This window comes from Vallicoccus soli (assembly GCF_003594885.1).
GTDB lineage: Bacteria > Actinomycetota > Actinomycetes > Motilibacterales > Motilibacteraceae > Vallicoccus > Vallicoccus soli.
Genome location: NZ_QZEZ01000008.1, coordinates 141226 through 166367 on the forward strand (window position 1 = coordinate 141226; position 25142 = coordinate 166367).

Annotated in this window: 24 protein-coding genes; 16 read left to right on the plus strand and 8 right to left on the minus strand. The window is 77.2% G+C overall.

The genetic code is table 11. The features are described from left to right. Positions 1-95: 95 nt before the first annotated feature. The 4 genes from D5H78_RS15940 to D5H78_RS15955 all read left to right on the plus strand — a co-directional run bounded on the left by D5H78_RS15940 (position 96) and on the right by D5H78_RS15955 (position 3268). A complete protein-coding gene (locus tag D5H78_RS15940) occupies positions 96-506 on the plus strand; it encodes a DUF2795 domain-containing protein (protein WP_119951480.1) in 411 nt (136 codons plus the stop codon). An 83-nt stretch (positions 507-589) separates the two neighbouring features. Further along, entirely contained in the window at positions 590-1255 is a 666-nt protein-coding gene (locus D5H78_RS15945) for a hypothetical protein (protein WP_119951481.1), read from the plus strand. Between the two features lie 29 nt (positions 1256-1284). Continuing rightward, a complete protein-coding gene (locus D5H78_RS15950) occupies positions 1285-1743 on the plus strand; it encodes a DUF8129 domain-containing protein (RefSeq protein WP_119951482.1) in 459 nt (152 codons plus the stop codon). Between the two features lie 127 nt (positions 1744-1870). Continuing rightward, entirely contained in the window at positions 1871-3268 is a 1398-nt protein-coding gene (locus tag D5H78_RS15955) for an aldehyde dehydrogenase family protein (protein WP_119951483.1), read from the plus strand. Positions 3269-3294: 26 nt separating this feature from the next. Here D5H78_RS15955 and D5H78_RS15960 read toward each other — a convergent pair whose 3' ends face one another. Further along, complete coding sequence (locus D5H78_RS15960; protein WP_119951484.1) at positions 3295-3888, minus strand: hypothetical protein; 594 nt, start codon at positions 3886-3888, stop codon at positions 3295-3297. A 155-nt stretch (positions 3889-4043) separates the two neighbouring features. Between D5H78_RS15960 and D5H78_RS15965 the strand changes: the two genes are divergently transcribed. Further along, positions 4044-4472: a DUF4383 domain-containing protein gene (locus tag D5H78_RS15965; protein WP_218566696.1), complete on the plus strand. Its 429-nt coding sequence runs from the start codon at positions 4044-4046 to the stop codon at positions 4470-4472. Positions 4473-4496: 24 nt separating this feature from the next. On the opposite strand, the gene D5H78_RS15970 is transcribed toward D5H78_RS15965, so the two are convergent. Next, positions 4497-6338 carry a serine/threonine-protein kinase gene (locus D5H78_RS15970; RefSeq protein WP_119951486.1) on the minus strand — a complete coding sequence of 614 codons (1842 nt, stop codon included), beginning with the start codon at positions 6336-6338 and terminating at the stop codon, positions 4497-4499. Between the two features lie 71 nt (positions 6339-6409). Between D5H78_RS15970 and D5H78_RS15975 the strand changes: the two genes are divergently transcribed. Next, positions 6410-6790 carry a DUF2256 and DUF3253 domain-containing protein gene (locus D5H78_RS15975; protein ID WP_119951487.1) on the plus strand — a complete coding sequence of 127 codons (381 nt, stop codon included), beginning with the start codon at positions 6410-6412 and terminating at the stop codon, positions 6788-6790. 16 nt (positions 6791-6806) lie between these two features. On the opposite strand, the gene D5H78_RS15980 is transcribed toward D5H78_RS15975, so the two are convergent. Continuing rightward, the gene (locus D5H78_RS15980; protein ID WP_119951488.1) at positions 6807-7781 is read right to left on the minus strand and encodes an NHL repeat-containing protein; all 975 of its coding nucleotides are present in this window, start codon (positions 7779-7781) and stop codon (positions 6807-6809) included. 247 nt (positions 7782-8028) lie between these two features. On the opposite strand from D5H78_RS15980, the gene D5H78_RS20330 reads away from it, so the two are divergent. Together D5H78_RS20330 and D5H78_RS15990 are read left to right on the plus strand one after the other, a co-directional pair. After that, positions 8029-8574: a TetR/AcrR family transcriptional regulator gene (locus D5H78_RS20330; protein WP_119951489.1), complete on the plus strand. Its 546-nt coding sequence runs from the start codon at positions 8029-8031 to the stop codon at positions 8572-8574. Positions 8575-8656: 82 nt separating this feature from the next. Next, entirely contained in the window at positions 8657-9841 is a 1185-nt protein-coding gene (locus D5H78_RS15990; protein WP_119951490.1) for an acyl-CoA dehydrogenase family protein, read from the plus strand. A 27-nt stretch (positions 9842-9868) separates the two neighbouring features. Here the strand turns inward: D5H78_RS15990 and D5H78_RS15995 are convergent, their stop codons facing one another. Then, positions 9869-10999 (minus strand): glycosyltransferase family 9 protein, encoded by a 1131-nt coding sequence (locus tag D5H78_RS15995; RefSeq protein WP_218566697.1) that lies wholly within the window; start codon positions 10997-10999, stop codon positions 9869-9871. A gap of 61 nt (positions 11000-11060) precedes the next feature. Here D5H78_RS15995 and D5H78_RS16000 point away from each other — a divergent pair, with 61 nt between their 5' ends. Both D5H78_RS16000 and D5H78_RS16005 read left to right on the plus strand, forming a co-directional pair. Next, a complete protein-coding gene (locus D5H78_RS16000) occupies positions 11061-11810 on the plus strand; it encodes a sulfotransferase family protein (RefSeq protein WP_119951491.1) in 750 nt (249 codons plus the stop codon). Between the two features lie 10 nt (positions 11811-11820). Continuing rightward, entirely contained in the window at positions 11821-12654 is an 834-nt protein-coding gene (locus D5H78_RS16005; protein WP_119951492.1) for an aldo/keto reductase, read from the plus strand. 72 nt (positions 12655-12726) lie between these two features. On the opposite strand, the gene D5H78_RS16010 is transcribed toward D5H78_RS16005, so the two are convergent. Next, positions 12727-12969 (minus strand): acyl carrier protein, encoded by a 243-nt coding sequence (locus tag D5H78_RS16010; protein ID WP_119951493.1) that lies wholly within the window; start codon positions 12967-12969, stop codon positions 12727-12729. A 152-nt stretch (positions 12970-13121) separates the two neighbouring features. Between D5H78_RS16010 and D5H78_RS19845 the strand changes: the two genes are divergently transcribed. Beyond that, complete coding sequence (locus D5H78_RS19845) at positions 13122-13997, plus strand: hypothetical protein (protein WP_218566698.1); 876 nt, start codon at positions 13122-13124, stop codon at positions 13995-13997. 206 nt (positions 13998-14203) lie between these two features. Here the strand turns inward: D5H78_RS19845 and D5H78_RS16020 are convergent, their stop codons facing one another. Together D5H78_RS16020 and D5H78_RS16025 are read right to left on the minus strand one after the other, a co-directional pair. After that, positions 14204-14422, minus strand: a complete 219-nt coding sequence (locus D5H78_RS16020; RefSeq protein ID WP_218566699.1) for an RNA-binding S4 domain-containing protein — start codon at positions 14420-14422, stop codon at positions 14204-14206. A gap of 105 nt (positions 14423-14527) precedes the next feature. Continuing rightward, positions 14528-15553, minus strand: a complete 1026-nt coding sequence (locus D5H78_RS16025; RefSeq protein WP_218566700.1) for a LacI family DNA-binding transcriptional regulator — start codon at positions 15551-15553, stop codon at positions 14528-14530. 76 nt (positions 15554-15629) lie between these two features. Here D5H78_RS16025 and arfA point away from each other — a divergent pair, with 76 nt between their 5' ends. From arfA to D5H78_RS16055, 5 genes are read left to right on the plus strand one after another with little or no spacing between them, the layout of a single operon-like run. Continuing rightward, a complete protein-coding gene (gene arfA / locus D5H78_RS16030) occupies positions 15630-17144 on the plus strand; it encodes an arabinosylfuranosidase ArfA (protein ID WP_218566701.1) in 1515 nt (504 codons plus the stop codon). Between the two features lie 2 nt (positions 17145-17146). Further along, positions 17147-19477, plus strand: a complete 2331-nt coding sequence (locus D5H78_RS19850; RefSeq protein WP_218566702.1) for a family 43 glycosylhydrolase — start codon at positions 17147-17149, stop codon at positions 19475-19477. A gap of 44 nt (positions 19478-19521) precedes the next feature. After that, positions 19522-20850, plus strand: a complete 1329-nt coding sequence (locus D5H78_RS16045; protein WP_119951497.1) for an ABC transporter substrate-binding protein — start codon at positions 19522-19524, stop codon at positions 20848-20850. A 3-nt stretch (positions 20851-20853) separates the two neighbouring features. Further along, a complete protein-coding gene (locus D5H78_RS16050) occupies positions 20854-21846 on the plus strand; it encodes a carbohydrate ABC transporter permease (protein WP_119951498.1) in 993 nt (330 codons plus the stop codon). Positions 21847-21857: 11 nt separating this feature from the next. Beyond that, positions 21858-22754, plus strand: coding sequence for a carbohydrate ABC transporter permease (locus D5H78_RS16055; RefSeq protein ID WP_119951499.1), 897 nt, complete (start codon positions 21858-21860; stop codon positions 22752-22754). Here D5H78_RS16055 and D5H78_RS16060 read toward each other — a convergent pair. Next, positions 22744-25098 carry a hypothetical protein gene (locus D5H78_RS16060; protein WP_119951500.1) on the minus strand — a complete coding sequence of 785 codons (2355 nt, stop codon included), beginning with the start codon at positions 25096-25098 and terminating at the stop codon, positions 22744-22746. The genes D5H78_RS16055 and D5H78_RS16060 overlap by 11 nt on opposite strands. Positions 25099-25142 lie beyond the last annotated feature (44 nt).

The following is a 25142-nucleotide window of genomic DNA, read 5'->3' on the forward strand; positions in this document are numbered from 1 at the left end:
CCGCCGGTGGGGCGGCCCGGGCCCACGGCACCGGATCGGCGCACCGCGCGACGACCGCGCCGAGGCGGCGGGGGCGCGACGACGAGGAGGCACCTGTGGAGCGGGGCAGCGACAAGCACAGCGCCCGTCAGGACGACGCCCTGGCGCACGAGACCGAGGGCCTCGTGCGGGCCGGGCGCTCGACGCACGCCGAGGAGTGGAAGGACCCCGAGCCCTCGGGCGAGGACCAGCCCGACGTCGACCTCGTGCCGGACGGCACCCTCACCGGCGGCACCCCCGAGGGCATGACGCCCGAGGACGTCGAGCGGCGCAGCGCGCTGGCCCAGGCGCTGGGCCGGCACCTCTGGCCGGCGACGCGCGAGGAGGTCGTCAGCGCGGCCCAGCAGGGCCAGGCCCCCGGCGTGGTGCTCACCGACCTCGCGCGCCTGCCCGGCGGCCGCGAGTACCAGAACGTGCAGGAGGTCTGGGAGGCGATCGGCGGCGGCGTGGAGACGCACCGCGCCTGACCCGTCGCCCGGGCCGGGGCCCGGGCGACCGGGCGAGGACCACCGAGACGCGCCGCACCGCGGCGCAGGAGCAGGAGAGACACGTGACGAGCAGCCCGCAGGACGACCGCCACGCGAGCCCGCCGGACGTCCCCGCGGACCCCGAGCGCGCCGCCGAGCCGGTGATGCGCCGACCGTTCGACCCGGACGACGACGCGGTGCACGACATGGGCGGCTCGATCGGCGCGGCGCCGATGACCCCGTCCGACGCGCGGGTCGCCGAGGCGGGGGCCGACGCCGAGCGGGACCCGTACGCCGAGAGCCGCGAGCCGTCGACGCCGCCGGCGCCGGCGGAGACGGCGATGGCGCTGTCGACGCTCGGCGACGACGACCCGTTCCAGGACCAGCAGGGCGGCGACACGGTGCCGCCGCCCGCGCCCCACGGCGGCGACTACGTCGACGCGGACCCGCCGGGCCCGGGCGGCGCCGCGGGGCAGGGCGCCGACGGCGACACGCAGGCCCGGCGCGAGCTGGCGGAGGGGGAGGACCGCACCCCGGCGGCGGCGCCGGGGGAGGACGACGACCCCGACCAGAGCCTGCGCTACGACTCCTCGCTGGCGGCGGAGACGCCGCCGCAGCCCGACGCGGAGCAGATGGAGGCGGCCCTGCGCGAGGGCGGCCCGGTGCTGCTGCCGCACGAGGAGCGCGCGAAGCTCCACCGGGCCGAGGAGCCGTCCGTGGAGGACGGCCCCGGCACCAGCCTGACCTGAGGACGACGAGCGAGCGGGAGGAGCACGCGGTGGAGCAGGAGCAGCAGCCGGGGCGGTCGGGTCCCGCGGCCTGGGCGGCCGGCCTCGGGGGCGCGGTGCGCCGGGTCCCCGTGGTGGGTCCGCTCGCGGGGCGCGCGGGCGCGGTGGCCGCCCCCGTGCTCGGACCGGTGGTCGGGCGCGTCGCCGGCGCCCTGGCCGACGTCGTCGGGAGCGTCGCGCGCGGCGGCTCCGGGAGCAGCACGGGGAGCGGCTCCGGGAGCAGCACGGGGAGCGGCTCCGGCACGGGGGCCGGCGCGCCCGCGCGGGCCGAGGCGGACCTCCCGGTCGCCGGCTGGGACGCGCGCAGCGCGGTCTCGCTGCGCCCGAGCGTCCGCGCCCTCGACCTGCCCGAGCTCGAGGTGCTCCGGGAGTGGGAGCGCAGCCACGCCGCGCGCCCGCCCGTGCTGGAGCTCCTCGAGGAGCGCATCACCGAGGTCTCGGCCGGCTAGGCCGGCACCCGTCCCGGGGCCCCCGCGCGCGCCCGCGCCGGGGGCCCTGGCTTGCCCGCGGGGGCCGCGGCTGGGCAGGCTGCCCCCGGGCCGTACGCCCGCCACCACCGTCCCGAGGAGCCACCGCGTGCCCGAGCAGCCCACCGCCCCCCTGCGCCCCGTCGACCCCGCGACGGGGGAGCCGCTGCCGGAGGTGGCCGTCACCGGCGCGCCGGAGGTCCGGGCCGCCGTCGCCGCGGCCCGTGCGGCAGCCCCGGGCTGGCGCCGCACGCCCCCCGCCGAGCGCGCGGCGGCGCTGCGGCGGGTCGCCGACCGGGTCCGCGAGCAGGCCGACGAGCTGGCGCGCTGGACCACCCGCGAGATGGGCAAGCCGCTGGGCGACGCCCGCGGCGGGGTCGAGGCCGCGATCGGCACCATCGAGCAGTACGCCCAGCTCGGCCCGGTGCACCGCGGCCGCTCCCTGCTCGGGGCGCCGGGCGCCACCGACCTCATGGTCCCCGAGCCGCGCGGCGTCGTCGGGGTCATCACGCCGTGGAACGACCCGGTGGCCGTGGCCGCCGGGCTGCTCGCCGCGGCGCTCGTCACCGGCAACACCGTGGTGCACAAGCCCAGCGAGCGCACGACCTCCACCGGCCTCGCCCTCGCCGCGTGCTTCGCCGCGGAGCTGCCGGCCGACGTCCTGCGCGTCGTCACCGGCGACGGCGCCACCGGCGCGGCGCTGGCCTCGGCCGACCTCGACCTCGTGGCCCACGTCGGCTCGACCGCGACCGGGCGCAGCATCGCCCGGGCCGCCGCCGCCACCGGCGCGGCCGTGCTGCTCGAGAACGGCGGCAACGACCCGCTCGTCGTGGACGCCGGGGTCGACCCCGCGTGGGCCGCGGAGCAGGCGGCGCTGGGCTCCTTCGCCAACGCCGGGCAGATCTGCACGTCCGTCGAGCGGATCTACGTCCACGCCGACGTCGCCGACGCGTTCCTCGACGAGCTGGCGGCGCGGGCGCGCGACGCCGTCGTGGGTCCCGGCCTCGACCCGGCGACGACGGTGGGCCCGCTCGTCGACGCCCGGCACCGCGAGGGCGTGCACCGCCACGTGGAGGACGCGCTGGAGCGCGGCGCCAAGGCCCTGGTCGGCGGGGAGCTGCCCCACGGGGAGGGGGCGTACTACCCGCCCACCGTGCTGGTCGGCTGCACGCCCGAGATGCTCGTCATGCGGGAGGAGACCTTCGGCCCGGTCGCGCCGGTGCAGGTCGTCCCGTCGTTCGACGCGGCGCTCGAGGCGGCCTGCGAGGGCCCGTACGGCCTGGCCGCCGTCATCCTCACCGCGGACATGGAGCACGCCCAGCGGGCGTGGCGGGAGCTGCCGGTCGGGACCGTCAAGGTCAACGCGGCGTTCGGCGGGGCCCCGGGCGGCGCCGCGCAGCCGCGGGGCGCGAGCGGCGCGGGCTTCGGCTACGGCCCGGAGCTGCTCGACGAGATGACGACGACCAAGGTCGTCCACGTCGAGCCGGCGCCCGCGCCGCGCGGCTGACGGACCGTCCCCGCGGGCGCGCCCGCTCAGCGGCGCGCCCCCTGGGCCTCGCGCAGGGCGCGGATGAGCTCCTCGCGGCTCATCGCCGAGCGACCGGGGATCCCGGCGCGGCGGGCCTGCTCGTAGAGGTCGGCCTTGGGCACGTCGAGCCGGCGCGGGGTGCCCCGGGACGTCCCCGCGGCGCGGGCCTTGAGCTCGGCGTCCCGCTTGCGCAGGTACGCCGCCCCGAGGTCCCGCAGGCGCGGCACCTCGACGCTGCGCGCCGCCTCGCTGAGCAGGTCCCCCTCCCGGCTGGCGTACGTGACGAACCTCTCGCGCAGCGCCTCGACGCGCGGCGCGTACGACGGCGTGGTCGGGTCGGTGCCCGCCACCCCGTCGGCGACCTGCACCAGCTCGTCCTGAGTGCTGTCGAGCGCGGCGACCTCGTCGCTGCGCTCGGGCACCCGCTGCAGGACGAAGTCGTGCACCTCGGCGCGCAGGGCGCGCAGGTGCGCGTTGACGAGCGCGACCGCCTCGTCGCGGTGCTTCTCGCGCGAGCCCCGCCCCTTGACCGACCGCACGAGCAGCTCGTCGATGCGGCGGTGCTCGGTGGCGACGAGGCTGATGACGTTCCGGGCCATGGCATCCCCCTCCGGGGCGCCGGGTACCCGCCGGGAGCGCGACCATGCGCAGCCCGCGCTGCGTTTCGACCCGCCCCCAGCGGTCATCCGCGCCCTGCACCGTCCCGCCCGGGCCGGTGCGACCGACCTGTGCCAGACCCCAGGAGGACGAGACCGTGAGCACCCCCCGTGGCACCGCCCCCGCCGGCCGCACCGTCCCGCAGCTCGTCGCGCTGGTCGTGGGCGCGGCGTACCTGCTCGCCGGGCTCGCCGGCTTCCTCGTGACCGGCTTCGACGACTGGCTGGGCACCAACCCGGACGAGACGCTGCTCGGCTTCGGCGTCAACCCGCTGCACAACGTCGTGCACCTCGTCATCGGCGCCGCCGGCATCGCCCTGGCGCGCACGACGGCGACGGCCCGCACCTTCGGCTGGCTGCTCGTCGTGGGCTACGGGGCGACCTTCGTGTACGGCCTCTTCGCCGCCGAGGACGACGACGTCGACATCCTCAACATCAACTGGGCCGACAACTGGCTGCACCTGGCCAGCGTGCTCGCCGGGCTGGTGGCCGCGCTGTACCCGGTCCGCCACCGCCGCCGCGCCTGAGCGGGGGACCCGGGCCCGGACCGGCTACCGCCCCGGCAGCCGGTCGGGCACCGCCGGGAGCACGTCGGCGACGGGGGCGCGCAGGCCGCCGGGCGCGGAGCCGGGCCACCACGCGGGCCCGGCGGGGACGGCCGCCAGCAGCAGGACGGCGACGAGGAGGACGCCCGCGCCGACGACGAGCGCCCGGCTCGTCGGGGTGCCCGCCACCCGGTCCAGGGACCACGACGAGGCCCGGCGCACCGCCTGCCCCCGCTGCCCGCGCCAGGAGAGCGCCAGCACGGCGGCCGCGGCCACGGCCGCCCCCAGCTGCAGGGCGCGACCGGCGCTCCCCGCGCCCGCGGCGGGCGCGGCGAGCGCGGCGGCGCCGCCGAGGACGCCGCCCGCGGCCAGGGGCACGGGCAGGTGGAACAGCGCCGCCCACGTCCCGGCCAGCAGGTGCCACGGCAGCGCCAGCGCGGTGCGCCACCCCTGGCGGCGGTCCGGGCGGCGCTCGCGGCGGCGCACGTGCGCGAGCGCGGCGCTGTCGGCGACCCGCAGCAGGACCAGCAGGACCACGAGCAGCGCGGCGCCGAGCCAGGGCGCCGCGGTGGCGACGAGCACGACGACGAGCCCCAGGAGCAGCGCGAGCAGGGGCTGGTGCTGCGGCTGCCGGGCGCGCACGTGCCGGGGCGGGGCCGGCACGGGCGCGCCCGGGCCGGCCGCCGCGCCGGCGCGCTCGACGTCGCCGCGCCCGCCCGCGGCGGGCTGCAGGGCCGCGGGACCGACGGCCGGGGATCCGGCGGCGACCGCCGTGGGCGGCGCGGCGACCGCGGTCGGGGGAGCGGCGACGGACGTGGGCGGTGCCCCCACCCGGGTCGGCGGTGCCGCGGGGCGGGCAGGGGGCGGTACGGGGCCCGCGGGCCGCTCACCGGGCCGCACGACCCGGGTCGCCGCGCCGGGGTCCGCCGGGACGACGGCGGTCGCAGCGGCCCCGGCGCCGCCGGCGTCCACCGGGACCACCGGCGCCGCGGGCGGCGAGGGGACGGCGCCGCTGCCGGGGACCGCGTCGAGCAGCGCGCGGCAGCGCGCCCGGAGCTCGCGCGGGGCCGGCCGCCGCGCGGGGTCGGGGTCGAGGCAGGCGCGCACCAGCGGGGCGAGCGGCGCCGGCACCCCGGCGAGGTCGGCCTCGGCGCGGGTCACCCGGAACAGGACCGCGTCGAGCGGCCCGGAGCCGAACGGGGAGCGGCCCGTGGCGGCGTACGCGACGGTCGTCCCCCAGCCGTGCGCGTCGGCCGCCGGGCCCGCCTCGTGGCCCAGGACCACCTCGGGCGCGAGGTAGCCCGGCGTGCCGACGAGCAGCCCGGTGCTCGTCACGCGCGTCTCGTCGGCGAGCCGGGCGATGCCGAAGTCGATGACGACGGGCTCGCCGTCCTCGAGCAGCACGTTGCCGGGCTTGAGGTCGCGGTGCACCACGCCGGCCGCGTGGACGTCGAGCAGGGCGTCGGCGAGGCCGGCGCCGAGGCGCAGCAGGGCGGGCAGGTCGAGCGGGCCGGCCGCGGGGACGACGTCGTGCAGCGCCCGGCCGTTGACGTAGCGCATGACGACGTACGGGTGCTCCGCGTCGGCGGCGGCGTCGAGGACCTCGGCCACGTGCCGACCCCGGACCCGCCGCAGCGCGCGCACCTCGCGGGCGAAGCGGGCCCGCCCCTCGGCGTCGCCCGCGACGTGGGGCTTGAGCAGCTTGAGGGCCACCGCGCGGCCCGCGGGGTCGAGCGCGAGGTGCACGACGCTCATGCCGCCCTCGCCGAGCCGCCCCATGAGCCGGTAGGGGCCGACCGCCTCCAGCGTCCCGCCCGCGCCCGGCAGGGGGGCACCGTGCGCCGTCACGACCTCCGCTCCACGGACGGCACCGTACCGGCGGGCGCGCGCGGGCGCCCGGGGCGCCGCAGGATGGGACCGTGCCGGACGTCCCGACGAAGACCTGCGCCGCGTGCGGGCGCACCATCACGTGGCGCAAGCGCTGGGAGCGCGACTGGGACGAGGTCCGCTGGTGCTCCGCGGCCTGCCGCCGCCGCGGGGTGTCGCCGACCGACGTCGCGCTGGAGCGGGCGCTGCTCGACCTGCTGGGGCGCCGGGCCGGCGGCGCGACCGTGTGCCCGAGCGAGGCGGCCCGGGCGGTCGGCGGCGAGGACGAGGCGGCCTGGCGGCCGCTCATGGAGCCGGCCCGGGCGGCCGCCCGCCGGCTCGTCGCCCGCGGCGAGGTCGAGGTGCTCCAGCGCGGGCGGGTCGTGGACCCGTCCACCGCGCGCGGCCCCGTGCGGGTCCGGCGGGCCCGCTAGGCCGGCGCGGGCCCGCTCAGCGCAGGCGGCGGGGGACCTCCACCCGCACCACGTCGTAGGGGGTGGTGGGCGTCGGCGGCACGGCGAAGCGCCCGTTGACGAGGTAGAGGGCCCGGGCGGTGATGATCCCCGTCGTGGGGCGGTCGAGGTCCGGGTCGCCGACCCGCCCGACGACGCGCCCGGCGAGGCCGCGCCGGTCCAGCCGCACCACGGCCGCCTCGTCGGTCGAGAAGCCGTAGACGACGTAGAGCGTGCGCCCGCGCAGGACGAGCCCGTCGCCGCCGGTCAGGTCCGGTCCCGAGACGTCGATCCGCTGGGTGCGCCCGCTGCGCGGGGAGACGCGGTAGAGGTCGCCGGTGGCGCTCTGCGTGACCACCAGCCACTGGCCGCCGGGCAGGGCGCGGACGCCGTTGGCGTTGAAGCCCTCGACGTACTGCAGGTCGCCGGTCAGCGGCAGGGTGCGCGCGCCGTCCGGGCCCGGCAGCCGCGAGCCCCGGCCGAGGGGCACCACCACGAGGCGCTGCACCGCCGAGTCGGTGACGTACACCGCGTGGCGGGTCACCTCGACGTCGTTGAGGAAGCCGCTGCCCGGCACCACCCAGCGCCCGAGCTCGCGGCCGGTGCGCCCGTCGTACGCGGTCACGGCGCCGGTCGCGCCGCCGGCCACCCACAGCCGCCCGGTCGCGGCGTCGTAGCGCATGCCCACGGCGACGCGCCCCTCCTGACCGCGGACGAGGACGCGGCTCTCGCCGGTGCGTAGGTCGCCGCGCACGATGCTCCCGTCGGTGCGCGCGCCGGCGAAGAACGTGGTGCCGGGGCCGCCGGCGATGCCCTCGGGCTGGCTGCCCGCCGGCAGCGGGACGGTGCCCGGGAACCGGGGCTGCGCCTCGGCCGGGGGCGTCAGCGCGACCCCGAGGACGAGGGCGCAGCTCGTGAGCAGGGCGGCCGCGAGGCTGCGCGGCGAGGTGCGGGGCAGCGTGGCGCGGCGCATGGCCAGGACCGTAGGGCGCCCGGGCGCACCCCGCCACCCGGTCCGCTGCACCGGCTCCTGACTGAGCGCTTGCTCGCCCCGTACGCCACGCCTACGGTCGAGGGGTGGCCGGCACCGACGCCCCCGACGCGCGGCGCGGCGCCCCCGTCGAGCGGGGCGCCGCGCGCGCCGGCGTGCTCGCCCCCCTGGCCGGGACCGGGGACGGCGCGCGGGCCGGGGCGGGGAGCGGCCCGCGGGCGCGGAGCGCCTGCTGGCGGCCGGCGTGGAGGCGTTCGCCGAGCGGGGCTACCACGCCACCACGACCCGCGACATCGCCGCGCGGGCCGGGGTCAGCGCCGGTGCGCTCTACGTGCACTTCCGCTCCAAGGAGGAGCTGCTGCACGCGATCTGCCGGCGGGGGCACGAGCGCGCGCTGGCGCTGGTGGGCGAGGCCGTCGCGGGCGCGGACGGGCCGGAGGCGCGCCTGCGGGCGTACGTGCGGACGTTCACCTCCTGGCACGCCCGCGAGCACCTCGTCGCCCGGGTCGTGCAGGACGAGCTCGACGCCCTCGACCCCGAGCACTTCGCCGAGGTCGCGGCCCGCCGCCGCGAGCTGGAGCACCTGCTGCGCGGGATCGTCGAGGACGGCGTCGCCGCGGGGGCCTTCGCGGTGGACGACGTGCCCGCGGTCGCCCTAGCGGTGCTCTCCCTCGGCATCGACGTCGCGCGCTGGTCACCGCGCTCGCCCGGGCGCAGCCCCGAGCAGGTCGGCGACCTCTACGCCGACCTCGCGGTGCGCATGGTGCGCGCGTGAGCCCGCCCGCGACGGCCCCGACCGACGACCGGCCCGACCGACCCCGACCGACCCCGACCGCGAGCACGAGGAGAGAACGACCGTGACGGCGTACGAGGTGTCCCGAGGGCTGGGGACGGACTGCTTCGGCCTCGCCGGCGAGCTCACCGAGGAGGAGGTCGAGCGCTGGCGCCGGGTGCGCGCGTTCGTCGACGAGGAGGTGCTGCCCGTCATCAACGGCTACTGGGAGCGCGCCGAGGTGCCGGTGGACCTCGTCCGCCGGCTCGGCGACCTCGACCTGGTCGGGGACGGCATCGACGGCTACGGCTGCGCGAAGATGACGCCGACCGCGTCCGGCCTCGTCGCGATGGAGCTCCACCGGGGCGACGGCAGCCTCGCGACGGTGCACGGCGTCCAGTCGGGCCTGGCGATGCGCTCGATCGCCCTGCTCGGCTCGGACGAGCAGAAGGAGCGGTGGCTGCCGCGCATGGCGCGGATGGAGGCGCTCGGCGCCTTCGCGCTCACCGAGCCGGAGCACGGCTCGGACTCCGTCGCGCTCGGCACGACGGCCCGGCGCGACGGCGCCGCGTACGTGCTCGACGGCACCAAGCGGTGGATCGGCAACGGCGCGATGTGCGACGTCGCCGTGGTCTGGGCCCGCGGCGACGACGGGCAGGTGCAGGGCTTCCTCGTCGAGCGCGGCACGCCGGGCTTGCACGCCGAGCCCATCACCGGCAAGGGCGCGATGCGCGCCATCCACCAGGCGGACGTGCGGCTGGAGGGCGTGCGGGTGCCGCTCGACGCGCGGCTGCCCGGTGCCGGCAGCTTCCGGGACGCCGGGCGGGTGCTCGCCGCCACCCGCGCGGGCGTCGCCTGGGCCGCCCTCGGGCACGCGACGGCGGCGTACGAGGCCGCGCTGAGCTACGCGCAGCAGCGCGAGCAGTTCGGCAGGCCCCTCGCGGCGTTCCAGATCGTGCAGGACCGCCTGGTCCGCATGCTCACCGAGCTGACCGCCATGCAGCTCTACTGCCTGCGCACGTCCCGCCTCGAGGAGGCCGGCGGGCTGACCGGCACCATGGCCTCGCTGGCGAAGGTCCACAACACCCGCAAGGCCCGGGCGATCATCGCCGACGCCCGCGACCTGCTGGGCGGCAACGGCATCCTGCTGGAGCACCACGTCATCCGGCACATGGGCGACATGGAGGCGATCCACACCTACGAGGGGACGGAGACCATCCAGACCCTCATCGTCGGCCGCGACATCACCGGGCGCTCCGCCTTCGCCTGACCGCCTCCGCCCCACCGCCCGCGGCGGTCATGCGGGGACGGCGCGCTGCGCGAGCAGGTCGCGGGCGTGGGCGAGGACCTCCTCGCCGGGCACGTCGTCGAGCACGGTCTCGCCGTGCCCGCAGTCGCCGGCGAGGTACGGCATCCCGCAGCGGGCGCAGGCCGAGCCCCAGGACACCGCGGTGCGGTGCCAGGTGCGGGTGAGCGGTGCGACGTCGACGGCGTTGGCGCTGGTGAACACGGCGACCGTCGGCGTCCCGAGGGCGGCGGCGAGGTGGCGGGGCCCGCTGTCGTTGCCCAGCAGCAGGTCGGCCCGGGCGAGCAGCCCCAGCAGGCCCCGCAGGTCGACCGCGCCGGTGAGGTCGGTCCAGCGGTCCGAGCGGGCGGCGGCGGCGACCTGCGCGGTGAGCGGGCGCTCCGCCGGGCTGCCGAGCAGCACGACCCGGGCGCCCTCGGCGGCCAGCGCGTCGCCGACCTCGGCGAGGCGCTCCGGGCGCCATCGCCGCCGCGGCTCCGTCGCTCCGGGGTGCACCGCGACGAACGGCTCCCCGTCGGGCAGGGCCTCGCGGCTGCGGCGCAGGTCGTCCTCGGTGAGGGCCAGGCGCGGCTCGAGGCGCACCGCGGGCGCGCCGGCCGCCGCGGCGACCTCGAGCCAGCGCAGCACGTCGTGCTGGTACGGCGACCAGGGCACCGTGCGGTCCAGGCGGGGCGCTCCCGGTGCCGCCGTGCCGGCGGTGGTCCGCGCGCCCAGGCGCAGCAGCAGCGGGTTGCTGTTGCCGCCGCCGCCGTGCAGCTGCACGGCGAGGTCGTAGCCGCGGGCCCGCTGGGCCGCGCACCAGGCCTCGACCTCCTCGCCGGGCGCGTCCGGACCGTCCCCGGCCCGCACCCCGGGCACCGCGGGGACGACCTCGAGCCGGTCGCAGGGGCCGGGCCGGCCCTCGACGAGCGGGCGGTGGTGCGCGGCGCCGAGGAGGGTGATCTCGGCCTGCGGGTACGCCGCGCGCAGCGCGGTGAGCGCGGGCTCGGCGTTGAGGTAGTCGCCGATGCCGCCGCTGCGCAGGACCGCGACGCGCCGCACCCCCGGCACGGGGTCGGCGGGCTCGAGCCCGGGGCGCACCGCTCCGACCGGTCCGGCCGCACCCTGCACCGCTGGCCCCACTGCGCCTCCTGCCCTCGTCGCGTCCCCGGGCGCGGCGGGGGCGCGGCTAGCATCGCCGACCGTGCCCCTCACGCCGCCCCTGGTCCTGCTCGCCTGCGGCGGCTACCGCTCGGGGAGCACTCTGGCGTACAACCTGCTGGGTGAGCACGCCGAGCGCTCGCTGGCCGGCGCGCGCCTGGGGTACGTCGAGCCGGAGCAGGTGCCGCTGCTCGACGGCCCGGCCTGGTCCTTCGTCGAGGCGCTCGGCGTGGCGGTGGCCAAGGCGCACCACAGCCCGGCGATCCCCGAGGGCGCCGACTGGAGCGGGCTGCTCGCCCGCGGGAGGCTCCTGCCGGTGCTCACCCTGCGGGACTGGCGCGACGTCCTGCACTCGTTCTGCCGCGCCTTCGGCCAGGACCCGGCGCAGGCGCTGGCCTCGCGGCGGTGGCGGGTCAACCTCGACAACGTGCGCTGGTGGCGCGACGCGGGCGCCCTCCTCGTCCCGTACGACGACCTGGTGGCCCACCCGGCGGACGTCCTGGCGCGGGTGTGGACCGCGACGGGGCTGCCCCTCGACGAGCGCGCCGCCGCCGCCGCGGTGCGTGCCGCTGCCGCGGTCGAGGCGGGGCCGGCGGACGCGATGGGCGACGCCGCGCACGGGCGCACCCTGCTGCACGAGGGGCACGTCGCGACGCCCGGCGGCGGGGGCTGGCGGGCCTGGCCGGCGGACGTGCTGGCCGAGGTCGAGGACGCGCTGGCGCCGGTCCAGGCCGACCTCGGGGTGACGGCCGGCACGCGCGGCGCGGGTTCCCGGCCCGGCGCCGCCGGGTAGTCCCTCGGGCATGCCTGACGTGCCCTACGTGACCTTCAACAACGGCGTCGGCATCCCGCAGCTCGGCTACGGGGTGTTCCAGGTCGACCCGGCCGAGACCGAGCGCAACGTCTCCCTGGCCCTCGAGGCCGGGTACCGCCACATCGACACCGCGGCGGCGTACCAGAACGAGGAGGGCGTCGGGAAGGCCCTGTCGAACGCGGGCCTGCCGCGCGACGAGGTCTTCGTGACGACCAAGCTCTGGAACGCCGACCAGGGCTTCGACAGCACCCTGCGCGCCTTCGACACGAGCATGGCGAAGCTGGGGCTCGACGTCCTCGACCTCTACCTCATCCACTGGCCGACGCCCGCGCGCGACCTCTACCTCGACACCTGGCGCGCCTTCGAGCGGCTCTACTCCGAGGGCCGGGTCCGCGCGGTCGGCGTGTCCAACTTCCAGCCGAACCACCTGCGGCGCCTGTTCGACGAGACGGACGTGCGCCCGGTCATCAACCAGGTCGAGCTGCACCCGTACCTCGCCCAGGACGCGCTGCGCGCCTTCCACGACGAGCACCAGGTCGTGACCGAGGCGTGGAGCCCCCTCGGGCAGGGCGGCGAGCTCATGGCCGACCCGGCGGTCGCCGCCGTCGCGCAGGCGCACGACCGCACGCCGGCGCAGGTCGTGCTGCGCTGGCACGTCCAGCGCGGCACCGTCGTCATCCCCAAGTCGGTGACGCCGGAGCGGATCCGCTCCAACATCGCGGTGTTCGACTTCGAGCTGTCCACCGAGGAGATGGCCACGCTCACCGGGCTGGACCGCGGCCAGCGCCTCGGCCCGGACCCCGACACCATGAACGTCGCCTGAGCAGGGCACCGCACGGACGAGGGCCCCGCAGCCGACCGGCTGCGGGGCCCTCGTCGTGCCGGTGCGGCGGCGTCAGGAGACGGCCGGGCCGGACTCGGAGCTGCCGGACAGCTCCTTCATGAACTCGTGGCAGCGGCGCGCGCGCTCGCTGTCCTGCGCCATGACCTCCTCGAAGAACGAGGCGATGTCCTCGCGGCCGGCGTTGCGCGCGTCCCGGACGTACTGGCCGTAGTCGTGGCCCGCCTTGAGCGAGTGGTACTGGACGGAGATGAGGTCGAAGGTGACGTCGTCGAAGCCGGTCTCGCCGGTGGCCATGGGACTCCTCCCGTCGTGCGTCGCGCCGCTGGGCGCCGGTCGTGGTGCGGCGGTACCCGGCGGCGCGGGCCCGACACGCGCCCGCCGCGCCTCGGCGGGCGGCTCCTGCGGCCGCTGGGGTAGGAAGGGCGCAGTCGCACGAAGGAGGGGCCGTGGGGTCCAGCAAGGACGAGGACGAGGGCAACGGGCGCACGGGCGGTAAGCGCAAGCCGGAGGACGAGGCGAAGGGCAAGGCCGGCAAGGGCAAGGGCGGCAAGGGCAAGGACGTCAAGGACGGCAAGGGCAAGGGCGGCAAGGGCAAGGACGCGACGGGCAAGGGCGCCAAGGGCAAGGACGCCAAGGGCAGCAAGGGCAAGGGCAGCAAGGACGTCAAGGCCAGCAAGGACGCCAAGGCCAGCAAGGACGCCAAGGCCAGCAAGGGCAGCAAGGGCAAGGGCGCGAAGGGCAAGCGCGGCAAGGGCGAGGGCACGAGCCCGTACACCGACCCGGACCTGCGCGAGCGCCTCAAGGCCGAGATCACGGCGGGGGGCAAGGGCGGGCGCGCGGGGCAGTGGAGCGCGCGCAAGGCGCAGCTCCTCGTGCAGCGCTACGAGGCCGCCGGCGGCGGCTACACGGGGCCGCCGCGGGAGTCCCAGCGCCACCTCGAGCAGTGGGGCGACGAGCACTGGCGCACCGAGGACGACGCGGAGCGCGCGCGCACCGACGACGGGGGCACGAAGCGGTACCTGCCCGACGCCGCGTGGGAAGAGCTCTCGCCGGAGCAGCGCGAGAGCACCGAGCGCGCGAAGCAGGAGGGCACCCGCGAGGGTCACCAGCACGTCGCCAACCCGCCCGCCGCGCGCCGGGCGGCCCGGCGCGCCCGGCACGACAGCGCACCCTGGGAGGGGTACGACGAGCAGACCGTGGCCCAGGTGCGCCAGGCGCTCGCGGACCTCGACCAGCGCGCGCTCACGCACGTGCGCGACTACGAGCAGGCGCACAAGGCCCGCAGCACCCTGCTCACCGCCGTGGACCGCCGCCTGGGCTGAGCGCGCGGCGGGAGGGGCCTGCGCCCGTACGCATGAGGGGCACCCTCAGGCGTCCGACGCCCCTGGGGGTGCCCCTCAGCAGACTCGAGTCTGCTGAGGGTGCCCTTCATGGGCGCTGCGCGCCTCGGGGTGCCCTTCATGGGCGCTGCGCGCCTCGGGGTGCCCCTCAGGGGTACGGGCCCGGCGGTGCCGCGCGAGCGGAGGGCTCAGCCCGGCGCAGCGACGAGCCGGACCCTGCGCCCGCCGTGCGCGACGACGTCACCGACGCGCAGCTGGGCCCCCCTGCCCCTGGCGGGGCGGCCGTTGACCTGCACCTCGCCGGCCTCGAGCAGCGCCTTGACCTCGCCGCCCGTGTCGACGGCGCCCCACACCTTGAGCAGCTGGCCGAGGCGGATGCCCCGCTCGTCCACGGCGATCTCGTCCACGGGCCCATCCTGCCCCGCGGCGGCGCACCGGCCCGTCAGAGCCCCTCGCAGGCCCGCGGCGCCCGCCGCCCCAGCACCCCCAGCCCCCTCAGCGCCCCAGCCCCCTCAGCGGCCGCGCGTGCTCTCGCGCTCGACGAGCACGTGCCCGGCCACGGTCTCCTGCGGCCCGTGGCCCTCGCCGCGCAGCAGCCGGGCCGCGAGGTGGTCGACGGCGACCCGGGCGATCTGCGCCTTGTCCGGCGCCACGGTGGTCAGCGTCGGCGTGCTCCAGCGGCCGTCCTCGACGTCGTCGAAGCCGCACACGGCGACGTCCTGCGGCACCCGCAGCCCTGCCTCGTGCAGCGCGCGCAGGGCGCCGAGCGCGAGCAGGTCGTTGAAGCAGAACAGGGCGTCGGGCGGGTCCCCGCCCTCGAGCAGCCGCGCCACGGCGCGCGCACCCTCGGCCCGGTCGAAGGCCGCGACGGGCACCACGAGGTCGTCCCGCGCTCCAGCCCGGGACAGCGCTTGCTCCGCGCCGCGCAGGCGCAGTCGCGCCGTGCCCGCCCGGTCGCCCTCCTGCGCGCCCACCACGCCGACCCGCCGCCGCCCGAGGCCGAGCAGGTGCTCCACCGCCTGGCGGGCGGCGGTCACGTTGTCGATGGCCACGTGGTCGGCCGGGCCGTCGTACACGCGCTCGCCGAGCAGGACCATCGGCGTCGCGTCGGTGCGGGCGGCGATCCCGGCCGCGTCGAGCGCGACGGGGCTGAGGATGAGCCCGTCGATGAGGTGCCCGCGGATGCCGTCGATGACGAGCTGCTCGCGCTCGGCCACGCCGTCGGTCTGGTCCACGAGGACCGTCCAGCCGTGCACCTCCGCGGCCTTGATGACGTGCCGGGCCAGCTCGGCGAAGTAGGGCAGGCCGATCTCCGGGACCGCCAGGGCGATGACCCCCGAGCGGCGCAGGCGCAGGTTCCGCGCGGCGAGGTTGGGCCGGTAGTTGAGGTCGTCGAGCACCCGCTGCACCCGCTCGCGCGTGGTGGGCGCCACGTGGACGTAGCCGTTGACCACGTTCGACACGGTCTTCACGGAGACGCCGGCCAGCGCGGCGACGTCCTTCAGGCTCGCCCCCGTCGGCCGTGCACGTCCGGTCACGGCAGGCAGCGTACGCGGCGCGCCGTGTCCGGACCGTGGCTTTACAACGTTGCAAGCCCCGTGTACGAAGGGGTGCGTGCAGCCGGCCTCCTTCGTCCTCGACCCCTCGTTCGCCCTCGCCCCCGTGGACCGGCGGGTCTTCGGCACCTTCGTCGAGCACATGGGCCGGTGCGTCTACACCGGCATCCACGAGCCCGAGCACCCGAGCGCGGACGCGGACGGCTTCCGCCGCGACGTCCTGGACCTCGTGCGCGAGCTCGGCCCCACCGTCGTGCGCTACCCCGGCGGCAACTTCGTGTCCAGCTACCGCTGGGAGGACGGGGTCGGCCCCGTCGACGAGCGCCCCGTCCGCCTCGAGCTCGCCTGGCGCGCCATCGAGCCGAACACCGTGGGCCTCGACGAGTTCGCCGGCTGGGCGCAGCGCGCCGGCCTGGAGCCGATGATGGCGGTCAACCTCGGCACCCGCGGCATCCAGGAGGCGTGCGACGTCCTGGAGTACGCCAACCACCCGTCCGGCACGTACTGGTCCGACCTGCGCATCGCCAACGGGGCGAAGGAGCCGCACGGCATCAAGCTCTGGTGCCTCGGCAACGAGCTCGACGGCCCGTGGCAGGTGGGGCGCAAGACCCCCGACGAGTACGGCCGCCTCGCCGCCGAGACGGCCAAGGCCATGCGCCTCGTCGACCCGTCGGTCGAGCTCGTCGCGGTCGGCAGCTCGCACTCGCAGATGCCGACCTTCGGCACCTGGGAGGACCGGGTGCTGGAGCACACGTACGAGCACGTGGACTACGTGTCCATGCACGCGTACTACGAGGAGCTGGTGGGCGACCTCGGCACCTTCCTCGCGACGGCGGTCGACATGGACGCGTTCATCGACGCCGTCATCTCCACGTCGGACGCGGTCGGCGCCCGGCTGCGCCAGCGCAAGCGGCTCAAGGTCGCGTTCGACGAGTGGAACGTCTGGTACCAGCGGCGCTTCGTCGGGGCCCCGAACCTCGACTGGCAGTACGCGCGCCCGCTCATCGAGGACCGCTTCAACGTCGCGGACGCCGTCGTCGTCGGCTCGTTCCTCGTCACGCTGCTCAACCACGCCGAGCGCCTCACCGTCGCCTGCCAGGCCCAGCTGGTGAACGTCATCGCGCCGATCATGACCGAGCCCGGCGGGCGGGCCTGGCGGCAGACGATCTTCCACCCCTTCGCCCAGGCCTCCCGCCTGGCGCGGGGGCAGGTGCTGCGCGTCGAGGCGCACGGGCCGACCTACGCCACGGCGGCGTACGGCGAGGTGCCGCTGCTGCACGCCACCGCCACGCACGACCCCGCCACGGGCGAGGTCGTGGTCCTCGCCGTCAACCGGGGCACCGAGGAGCCGCTGCCGCTCGAGGTCGCGCTGCACGGCTTCGGCCCGCTCGTGCTGGCCGAGCACTCGGTCCTCGCCGACGACGACCCGTACGCGGTGAACACCGCCGACGACCCCGACCGCGTCGTGCCCCGCGAGGGCCGCGACGCCCGGGTGCTCGACGGGCGGCTGGAGGCCCTCCTGCCGCCCGTGTCCTGGAACGTGCTCCGCCTGGCCCCACCCCCGAGGAGCTGACCATGGGACGCCGACCGACGACGCTCGCGCTCTCCCTCACCACCGCCCTGGCCACCGCGCTCGCCCTGCCCGTCGCGGTGCCCGCGGGCGCCGCCCCGGCGGGGGTCCCCGCCGTGGTGGCCCGCCCCTACGCGAACCCGCTCGGGCCCGCGGGGGCGGACACCTACGCCGACCCCGCGGTCCTGCGCGGCAAGGACGGCTGGTGGTACGCCTACGGCACCACCGACCCGCTGCGCGAGGGGGAGGGGCGCCGGCACCTCCTGCCGATCAGCCGCTCGCTCGACCTCGTGCGGTGGGAGTACGTCGGCGACGCGTTCTCCGAGGAGAGCGCGCCCGCGTGGCTCGACCGGGAGGTGCCGGGGGCGCTGTGGGCCCCGGACGTGCGCTACGTCGAGGGCGAGTACCGGCTCTACTACGTCGTCACCGACACCACGCTCACCGACGAGCGGGGCGACGGCGCGATCGGCGTCGCGACCGCCCCGACCCCCGCCGGGCCCTGGACCGACACCGGCGCGCCCGTCGTCGGCCCGCGCCGCGGCGCCTCCGGGGCGCCCGGGGACTTCCTGTGGACCTTCGACCCGCACCACGTCACCGACGCCGACGGGACCCAGCACCTCTTCTACGGGTCCTACTACGGCGGGATCTGGGTCACCGAGCTCGACGCCACCGGACGGCGGGCGGTGGGGGAGCCGACGCAGGTCGCCATCGACAACAAGTACGAGGGCGCGTACGTGGTGCGCCGCGACGGCTGGTGGTACCTCTTCGCGTCCTCGGCGAACTGCTGCGCCGGGCCGACGACCGGCTACAGCGTGCACGTCGGGCGCTCGCGCGACCTGCGGGGGCCGTACGTCGACCGCGAGGGCCAGCGCCTCGACGTGTCGCGGGCCGGCGGCACTCCGGTGCTCGCGCCCAACGGGAACCGCTGGGTGGGCCCGGGGCACAACGCGGTCGTCACCGACCTGGCCGGGCAGGACTGGATGGTCTACCACGCCATCGACCGGAGGGACCCGTACCTCGACGGGACGGACGGCATCAACGAGCGGCCCATGCTCATCGACCGGCTGGACTGGGTCGGCGGGTGGCCCGCGGTGCGCGCCGGCGCCTGGGCGTCCGAGGGGCGCCAGCGGGGGCCGGTGACCGGCGGGCGCGCGGCGACCCGCTTCGAGGGCGGCCGGGACGGGTTCGCCCGGACCGGGCGCTGGACGCTCGCCGAGGACCGCGCGACGGACGCGGGCACGTACGCCGACGCCGCAGGGCGGGCGTCGCTGCTGGCGCGGGCCGGCGGGCGGGTCCGGGTGGAGGCCGACGTGCGCCAGCCGGACGGCGGCGCCCTCGCGCTCGTCGCCGGCCGGGCCACCGGGGGCGGCACCCAGGTCCGGGCCACGGTCGACGCCGACCGCGGGCGGCTCGTCCTGAGCGCCCACCGGGGCGCGCGGGTCGTCGCCCGCACCAGCGCGGCGCTCGCGCGGCCGCGCGACGCGGCGGCGTGGCACAGCGCGGCGCTCGAGGTGCGCGACGGGGTCGCCCGCGCGGAGGTGAGCGACGCGCGGCTGTTCGATGCCGAGGCGTCCCTCGCCCTGCGCCTGCCCCGCGGCAGCCGCACGGCGGGCCCGGCCGGCGTGGTGGCCGGACGCGAGGGCGGCGAGGTCGACAACCTCAGCGCCCTGCCGGCCCACCGCCCGGTCACCCGGCTCGTCCCGGCCCCGCGGCCGGGGCGCACGGTCTTCGCGGACGGCTTCGACGGCGGGCTGCGCCCGGGCTGGCAGGAGGTCCGCGACCCGGACGTGCGCGTGCGCGGCGGCGACCTCGTCTGGCCGGTCGAGGTCGCCGACCTCGGCGGGCCCGGCGGCACGGCCTCGCTGCTGCTGCGCGACGCGCCGGCGGGGGACTGGACCGCGCAGACCCGGGTCACGCTCGACGTCGGCGTCGACGTCGTGCGCAACTACCAGCAGGCCGGGCTCGTGGCGCACGTGGACGACGACCACTGGGTGCGGCTGTCCCACGTCGCCATCTGGAACACCCGGCAGACGGAGTTCGGCACCGAGCGGCCGTACGCGGGCCGGCTGCAGTACGGCGGCACGATCGTCGGGCCGCCGGCCCGCACGACCTGGCTGCGCATCACCCGCACCGAGGACGCTTCGGGCGAGCAGGAGCTGCAGGCGTCCACGAGCCGCGACGGGCGCACCTGGGTGCGCGGCGGGGTGTGGACGCTCCCAGCGGGGGCACACGTGCGCGTCGGGCTCGCCGCGCACGGCGGCCAGCCGGACGCCGAGGGGGACGTGCCGCCGCCGGCGACGGCGCGCTTCCACGAGTTCCGCATCACGCGCGACTGACGAGGGACGGGACCGAGGGTGGACTCACGAGGAGGTGGGTGCCGGTGACCGGCATCAGCAGGCGCACGGACGGCGCGGGGCTCTCGCGGCGCGGCTTCCTGGCGGCGGCCGGCGCGCTCGGCGGCGCGGCCCTGGCCGGCTGCGGGTCGGCGGAGCCGCAGGTGGCGACCGGGCCGGCGCTGCAGGACGAGTACACCGGGGAGCCGGTGACCCTGCGCTACTGGCACGGCTTCACGGGCGGCGACGGCCCCGCGATGCAGGCGCTGGTGGACCGGTTCAACGAGAGCCAGGACCGCATCACGGTCGAGCCGAACACGATCCAGTGGAACCAGTACTACCAGCGGGTCATCGCGGCGGTGCACGCCGGCAAGGGGCCCGACGTCGGCACGCTGCAGATCGACCAGCTGGCCAACCTCGCGGCCCGGCAGACCATCAACCCGCTCGACGAGGTCGTCACCCAGCTGGGGCTGCAGGAGTCGGAGTTCCCGCAGGAGGTGTGGCGCAACGGCGTCTACCGCGGGTCGCGGTACGGCGTGCCGCTCGACGTGCACTCCCTCGCCTCGTACGGCAACCGGGCGGTGCTGCAGCAGGCGGGCCTCGAGCGCCAGCCGCGGACGGGGGAGGAGCTCGAGGAGCAGACGAGGGCCCTGCTCGCCGCCGGCGTCGAGACCCCCTTCTGGATGCCGAACCGCTGGCCGGCCCACCTCATCTTCCTGTCGCTGCTGTGGCAGTTCGGCGGCGAGCCCTACGCGGAGGACGGCAGCCGCGCCACCTTCGACAGCGACGCCGGCGTCCAGGCGCTCACCTGGATGCGCCGCCAGGTCGACGCCGGCATCAGCCCGCCCGACGTCGCCCAGGACTCCCAGTACGTCGGCTTCAAGAACGGCCAGGGCGCCTACACCTGGGACGGGATCTGGCAGATCAACGACCTGCAGTCGACCGACCTCGACTGGGACATCGCACCCGTGCCGCAGGTCGGGGACCAGCCCGCCTCGTGGGCCAGCAGCCACCACCTGGTGCTGTTCCGCCAGCGCGACCCCGACGACGACAAGCTCCTCGCCGGCAAGGCCTTCATGCGCTACCTGCTCGAGGCGTCCTCCGAGTGGACCGCCGCGGGCATGATCCCGGCCCTGGCGAGCGCCCGTGAGACGCCGGAGTTCCAGGAGAGCCCCCAGGCGGCGCTGGCTGACGCCGTGCCGACGCTGCGGTTCCTGCCCCCCGTGCCCGGCCTCGGCGACGTGCAGGTGCAGACGCTGGAGATCGCGGTGAGCAACGCGGTCCTCGGCCGGGAGCAGCCGGCGGCGGCCCTCAGCGGGGCGGCCGCGCGGGCCACCGAGCAGATGCAGGCCAACCAGCAGAAGTTCGAGGTCTGAGCCATGACCGACACCAACGTCTCGCGCCCCGCCACCGGCGGGGCGTCCGCGCTCAGCGTCGAGGCCGCGCCGCGGAGCGCCGCGCCCCCGGTGCGCGGCGACCGCTCGCGCAAGCGGGACACGCGCGACGCGGTGCTGTTCCTCGCGCCGTACCTCGTGATCTTCACGGTCTTCGTGCTCGCCCCGCTCCTCTACGGGATCTGGGTGAGCCTGCACGACTACGACTTCACGCTGCCGGAAGCCCCGTGGGTCGGGCTGGAGAACTACACGGGCCTGCTCACGGGCGACTCCCCGTTCGCCGAGACCTTCTGGCAGTCGGTGCAGGCGACCTGGCTGTTCACCGCGCTGACGGTGCCGCTGCTGCTCGTGCTGCCGCTGCTCGTCGCGCTGGTGCTCAACCAGAAGTTCCCCGGCCGCAACCTCTTCCGGGCGCTCTACTTCGCCCCGTACGTCCTCGGCGTCGCCGTCGTGGCGGTCCTGTGGCGCTACCTGCTCGACACGAACATCGGCCTGGTGAACCACTACCTCGGCGTGATCGGGCTGCGCGACACCGTCCCGTGGCTCACCTCGCTGCCGTGGGCGTGGATCTCGCTCGTCGGGGTCACGGTGTGGTGGACCCTCGGGTTCAACACCGTGATCTACCTGGCTGCGCTGCAGGACATCTCGCCCGAGCTCTACGAGGCCGCGCGCGTCGACGGTGCGAACGCGGTGCAGCGGTTCCGCAACGTCACGCTGCCCGGCCTGCGCCCCGTGGTGCTGTTCATCACCAGCGTCACGATCATCGCGTCGGTCAACATGTTCGGCCAGTCCTACCTCATGACGGCCGGCGGCCCGGGCACCGAGACGCGCACCGGCATCTACGAGATCGCCGAGGTGGGCCTGCGGCAGTTCAACACCGGCCAGGCCGCCGCGATGTCGCTGATCTTCACCTTCTTCCTCATGGTCGTGAGCCTCGCGGTGTTCTACGCGTTCCGCGACCGCGACGCCCGGCGCTGACGGAGGCCACGATGTCCACTGCCACGACCAGCAGGCACACCACCGCCGCCCCCACGCCCCCGCCGCGGCGGGGCAGCAGCGGCCCCAACCCGCTCAAGCGGATCCTGCAGTACGGCGTCCTCGGCGCGCTGACGATCCTCTTCATCAGCCCGCTCATCTACATGGTCTCGACGTCCTTCAAGGACACCGCCTCGGCCGCGTCCCCGGACCCCCAGTGGATCCCGAGCGACCCGACCACGCAGGCCTACGACACGGTGCTGGGCACCGAGGGCACGCCCGTGCTGCGCTGGCTGCTCAACAGCCTGCTCAGCGCGGCCGGGCAGACCCTGCTCATCCTCATCACCGCGTCCATGGCCGCCTACGCGCTGGCCCGCATCGACTTCCCCGGCAAGAAGGTCGTCTTCGCGGTCATCATCGGCACGCTCTTCGTCCCGCCGGTGATCCTGCTCATCCCGAACTACCTCATCGTCGGGCGCCTCGGCTGGCTCGACACGCTGTGGGCGGTGATCGTGCCGGGCGCTGCGGGCGCCTTCGGCGTCTTCTTCCTGCGCCAGTTCTTCCTCGGCCTGCCCGCGGAGCTGGAGGAAGCGGCCGCCATCGACGGCGCGAGCCGGTGGCGCACCTTCCTGCAGGTCGTGCTGCCGCTGTCGAAGCCGGCGCTGGTGACCCTCGGCATGCTGTCGTTCCTCACCAACTGGAACGACTTCCTCTGGCCGGTGTACGTGCTGTTCTCGCCGGAGAACCAGACCCTGCCGGCCGGCCTGTCGACCCTGCAGAACGCCAACGCGGTCCGGTACGACCTGCTCATGGCCGGCGCGGTCATCGCCAGCGTGCCGGTGCTGCTGCTCTACCTCGTCGCCCAGCGGTTCGTCGTCGAGGGCGTCTCGCGGGCCGGCCTCAAGGGCTGACCCCCTCGGGCCCGGGGCCGCCCCAGCGCGCGAGGTTCGCGCTCGGGGCGCCCCCGGCCTCCGGGAACTCCCCGCCGACCCAGACGCCGGTGGCGGGGTGGTGCGCCACGGCGAGCGCCCAGCTCCCGCCGCGCGCGCCGTCGCCGAGCCCGTCGCCGAGCGGCTCCCAGGACCGGGTGCCGGGGTCGTACCGGGCCACCCGGGCGGCGCCCGTGGCGCCGGCGGTCGCGAACCACCCCGCCGCGACGAGCGCCCCGTCCACGGCGGCGAGCGCCTGCACCTGCCGGTCGGTGCCGCCGCCGACGCCCTCCCAGGTGCCGTCGCCCGCGAAGTGCCACACCGCGAGGTTGGACGCCGGGAAGCCGGCGGAGGGTCGCTCGCCGAGGGCCATGATCCCGGCGACGTCGAACCAGCCGCCGACGTAGAGGTCGCCGCCGACGACGCGCAGCGCGTGGACCCAGCCCGGGGCGCCGTACCGGCTCACGCCCTCCAGCAGGTGGTAGCCGCGCAGCAGGTCCTCGGACGGCTCGTGGGCCGTGTCGAACAGGCACAGGCCCCAGAGGCCCTCGACCACGGTCGTGCCCTGCGCGAAGAAGCGCTGGAAGGTGCCGCCGACGACGAGCCACCGGTCCCCGACGACCTCGAGCGCGCGGATGTCGTGGTCGTACGTCGGGGCACCGCCCACGGCGGACCACTCCTGCGCGGCGGGGTCCCAGCAGGCGAGGTGCCCGGCCGCCACGCGCCCGGCGAGGGCGAAGGTCCCGCCGACGTAGAGCTTGCCGCCCACGGCGGCGAGGGCGTGAGCGGCGTCGGAGAGCCCGTCCCCGAGCGGGTGCCAGGCGGCGCCGTCCCAGCGGGCGATGTTGCGCACGACCCGGCCGCCGGCCGTGTCGAACCGGCCGGCGACGTAGAGGTCGCCGTCCAGCTCGAGCATCGCGAAGACCTGCCCGTGGCTGATCGCGGCGCCGACGCCCCCGGCCATGGTGTCCCACCCGGTGCCGTCCCAGCGGGCCACGGACCCCGCCGGCAGGTGCCCGGCCTGGTCGAACAGCCCCCCGACGTACGCGCCGTCGCCGACCGGCACGACGGCGCTCACCGTCCCGCCGCCGTAGGGGTCGCTGAGCACGCCCTGGCCGAACGTCCGCCACCCGGTGCCGGTCCACACGGCGCCGTGCTCGAGCCGCAGCGTCCCCGAGACGCCGAAGTCGCCGAGCACGACGACCCCTCCGCCCTCGACCGGGGCGAGGGCGCGGACCACGTTGTCCAGCCCCTCGCCGACCCCCGACCAGGCCGCTCCGTCCCACTGCGCGAGGTGCTCGACCGCGGCGCCGCCGACGGCGGTGAAGCCGCCGCCGAGGAACAGCCGCCCGCCCGAGACCGCGAGGGCCTCGACCGAGGCGCTCGTGCCGCCGTACGAGCTGACGTCCCCCAGCGAGGACCACCTGCCGTCCCGGAGCACCGCGAGGTTCCAGGCCCCGACGTCGCCGGCGCGGGTGAAGGAGCCGCCGACGTGCAGCGCACCCGTGGCGGGGTCCAGGGCGAGCGCGGTGACGCCGCCGGTCGTCCCGTCGTCGGTGAGGCCGCCGCCGGGCGCGGGCGTCCACGCCCCGGTGTCGAGGTCGACGGCGGCGAGGCCGCCGCAGGGCACCCCGCCGGCCCCGCCGGCGAGGTCGAAGCGGCCGCCGACCCAGACCGTGCGCCCGTGCAGCGCGAGGGCCCGCACCTCGGACGGCTCGCTGGACCAGCTCGACGCCACCCCGCCGCCGAGGTCGCTCCACGTGCCGGTGGCCAGGTCGAGGGCGGCCAGGCTCGCGGCCGGCACGTCGCCCGCGCGCGTGAAGACGCCGCCGACCACGAGGGTGCGCCCGTCGCAGGCGAGCGCCGCGACCCGGGTGCCGTACGTCCGCTCGGGGTCGCTCACGCCGCCGGCGACGGCGTGCCAGGCCGCCCCGTCCCAGCGGGCGAGGCGCAGGGCCTGGACGCGGCCGTCCGCGACGGTGAACTCGCCGCCGGCCCACACGTCGCCGCCGTGCACGGCGAGCGCGTGGACGGTGCCGTCGACGCCCTCGCCCATCCGCCGCCAGCCGGTGCCGTCCCAGTGCGCGACGCGCTGGTACGTGCCGCTCGCCATGGCGGCGACGCCGTAGGTGAAGCCGCCGCCCACCCAGACCTGGTCGCCGGCGACGGCGGCGGCGAGGGGGTCCGGGCCGAGGACCGGGGCTCCGTGCTCGCGCGCCCACGCCCCGCCGGCGGCCGCCGCCGCGCGCTGGGCCGGCACGCCGGCCGGGAGGCTCGGCGGGCGCTGCCGCAGGCCCCCGAGGTCGGCTGCCCCGCTGCTCGTCATGGTCGTCCTCCCCGTCGCCCCCGTCGCGGACGGTCGGCACCGTA

Coding starts and splice junctions, on each gene's coding strand:
- D5H78_RS16010 (WP_119951493.1), bottom strand. CDS start 12,969: ATGGCCACCGGCGAGACCGGCTTCGACGACGTCACCTTCGACCTCATC.
- D5H78_RS16005 (WP_119951492.1), top strand. CDS start 11,821: ATGCCTGACGTGCCCTACGTGACCTTCAACAACGGCGTCGGCATCCCG.
- D5H78_RS19850 (WP_218566702.1), top strand. CDS start 17,147: ATGGGACGCCGACCGACGACGCTCGCGCTCTCCCTCACCACCGCCCTG.
- D5H78_RS15960 (WP_119951484.1), bottom strand. CDS start 3,888: ATGGCCCGGAACGTCATCAGCCTCGTCGCCACCGAGCACCGCCGCATC.
- D5H78_RS16055 (WP_119951499.1), top strand. CDS start 21,858: ATGTCCACTGCCACGACCAGCAGGCACACCACCGCCGCCCCCACGCCC.
- D5H78_RS16050 (WP_119951498.1), top strand. CDS start 20,854: ATGACCGACACCAACGTCTCGCGCCCCGCCACCGGCGGGGCGTCCGCG.
- D5H78_RS15980 (WP_119951488.1), bottom strand. CDS start 7,781: ATGCGCCGCGCCACGCTGCCCCGCACCTCGCCGCGCAGCCTCGCGGCC.
- D5H78_RS16060 (WP_119951500.1), bottom strand. CDS start 25,098: ATGACGAGCAGCGGGGCAGCCGACCTCGGGGGCCTGCGGCAGCGCCCG.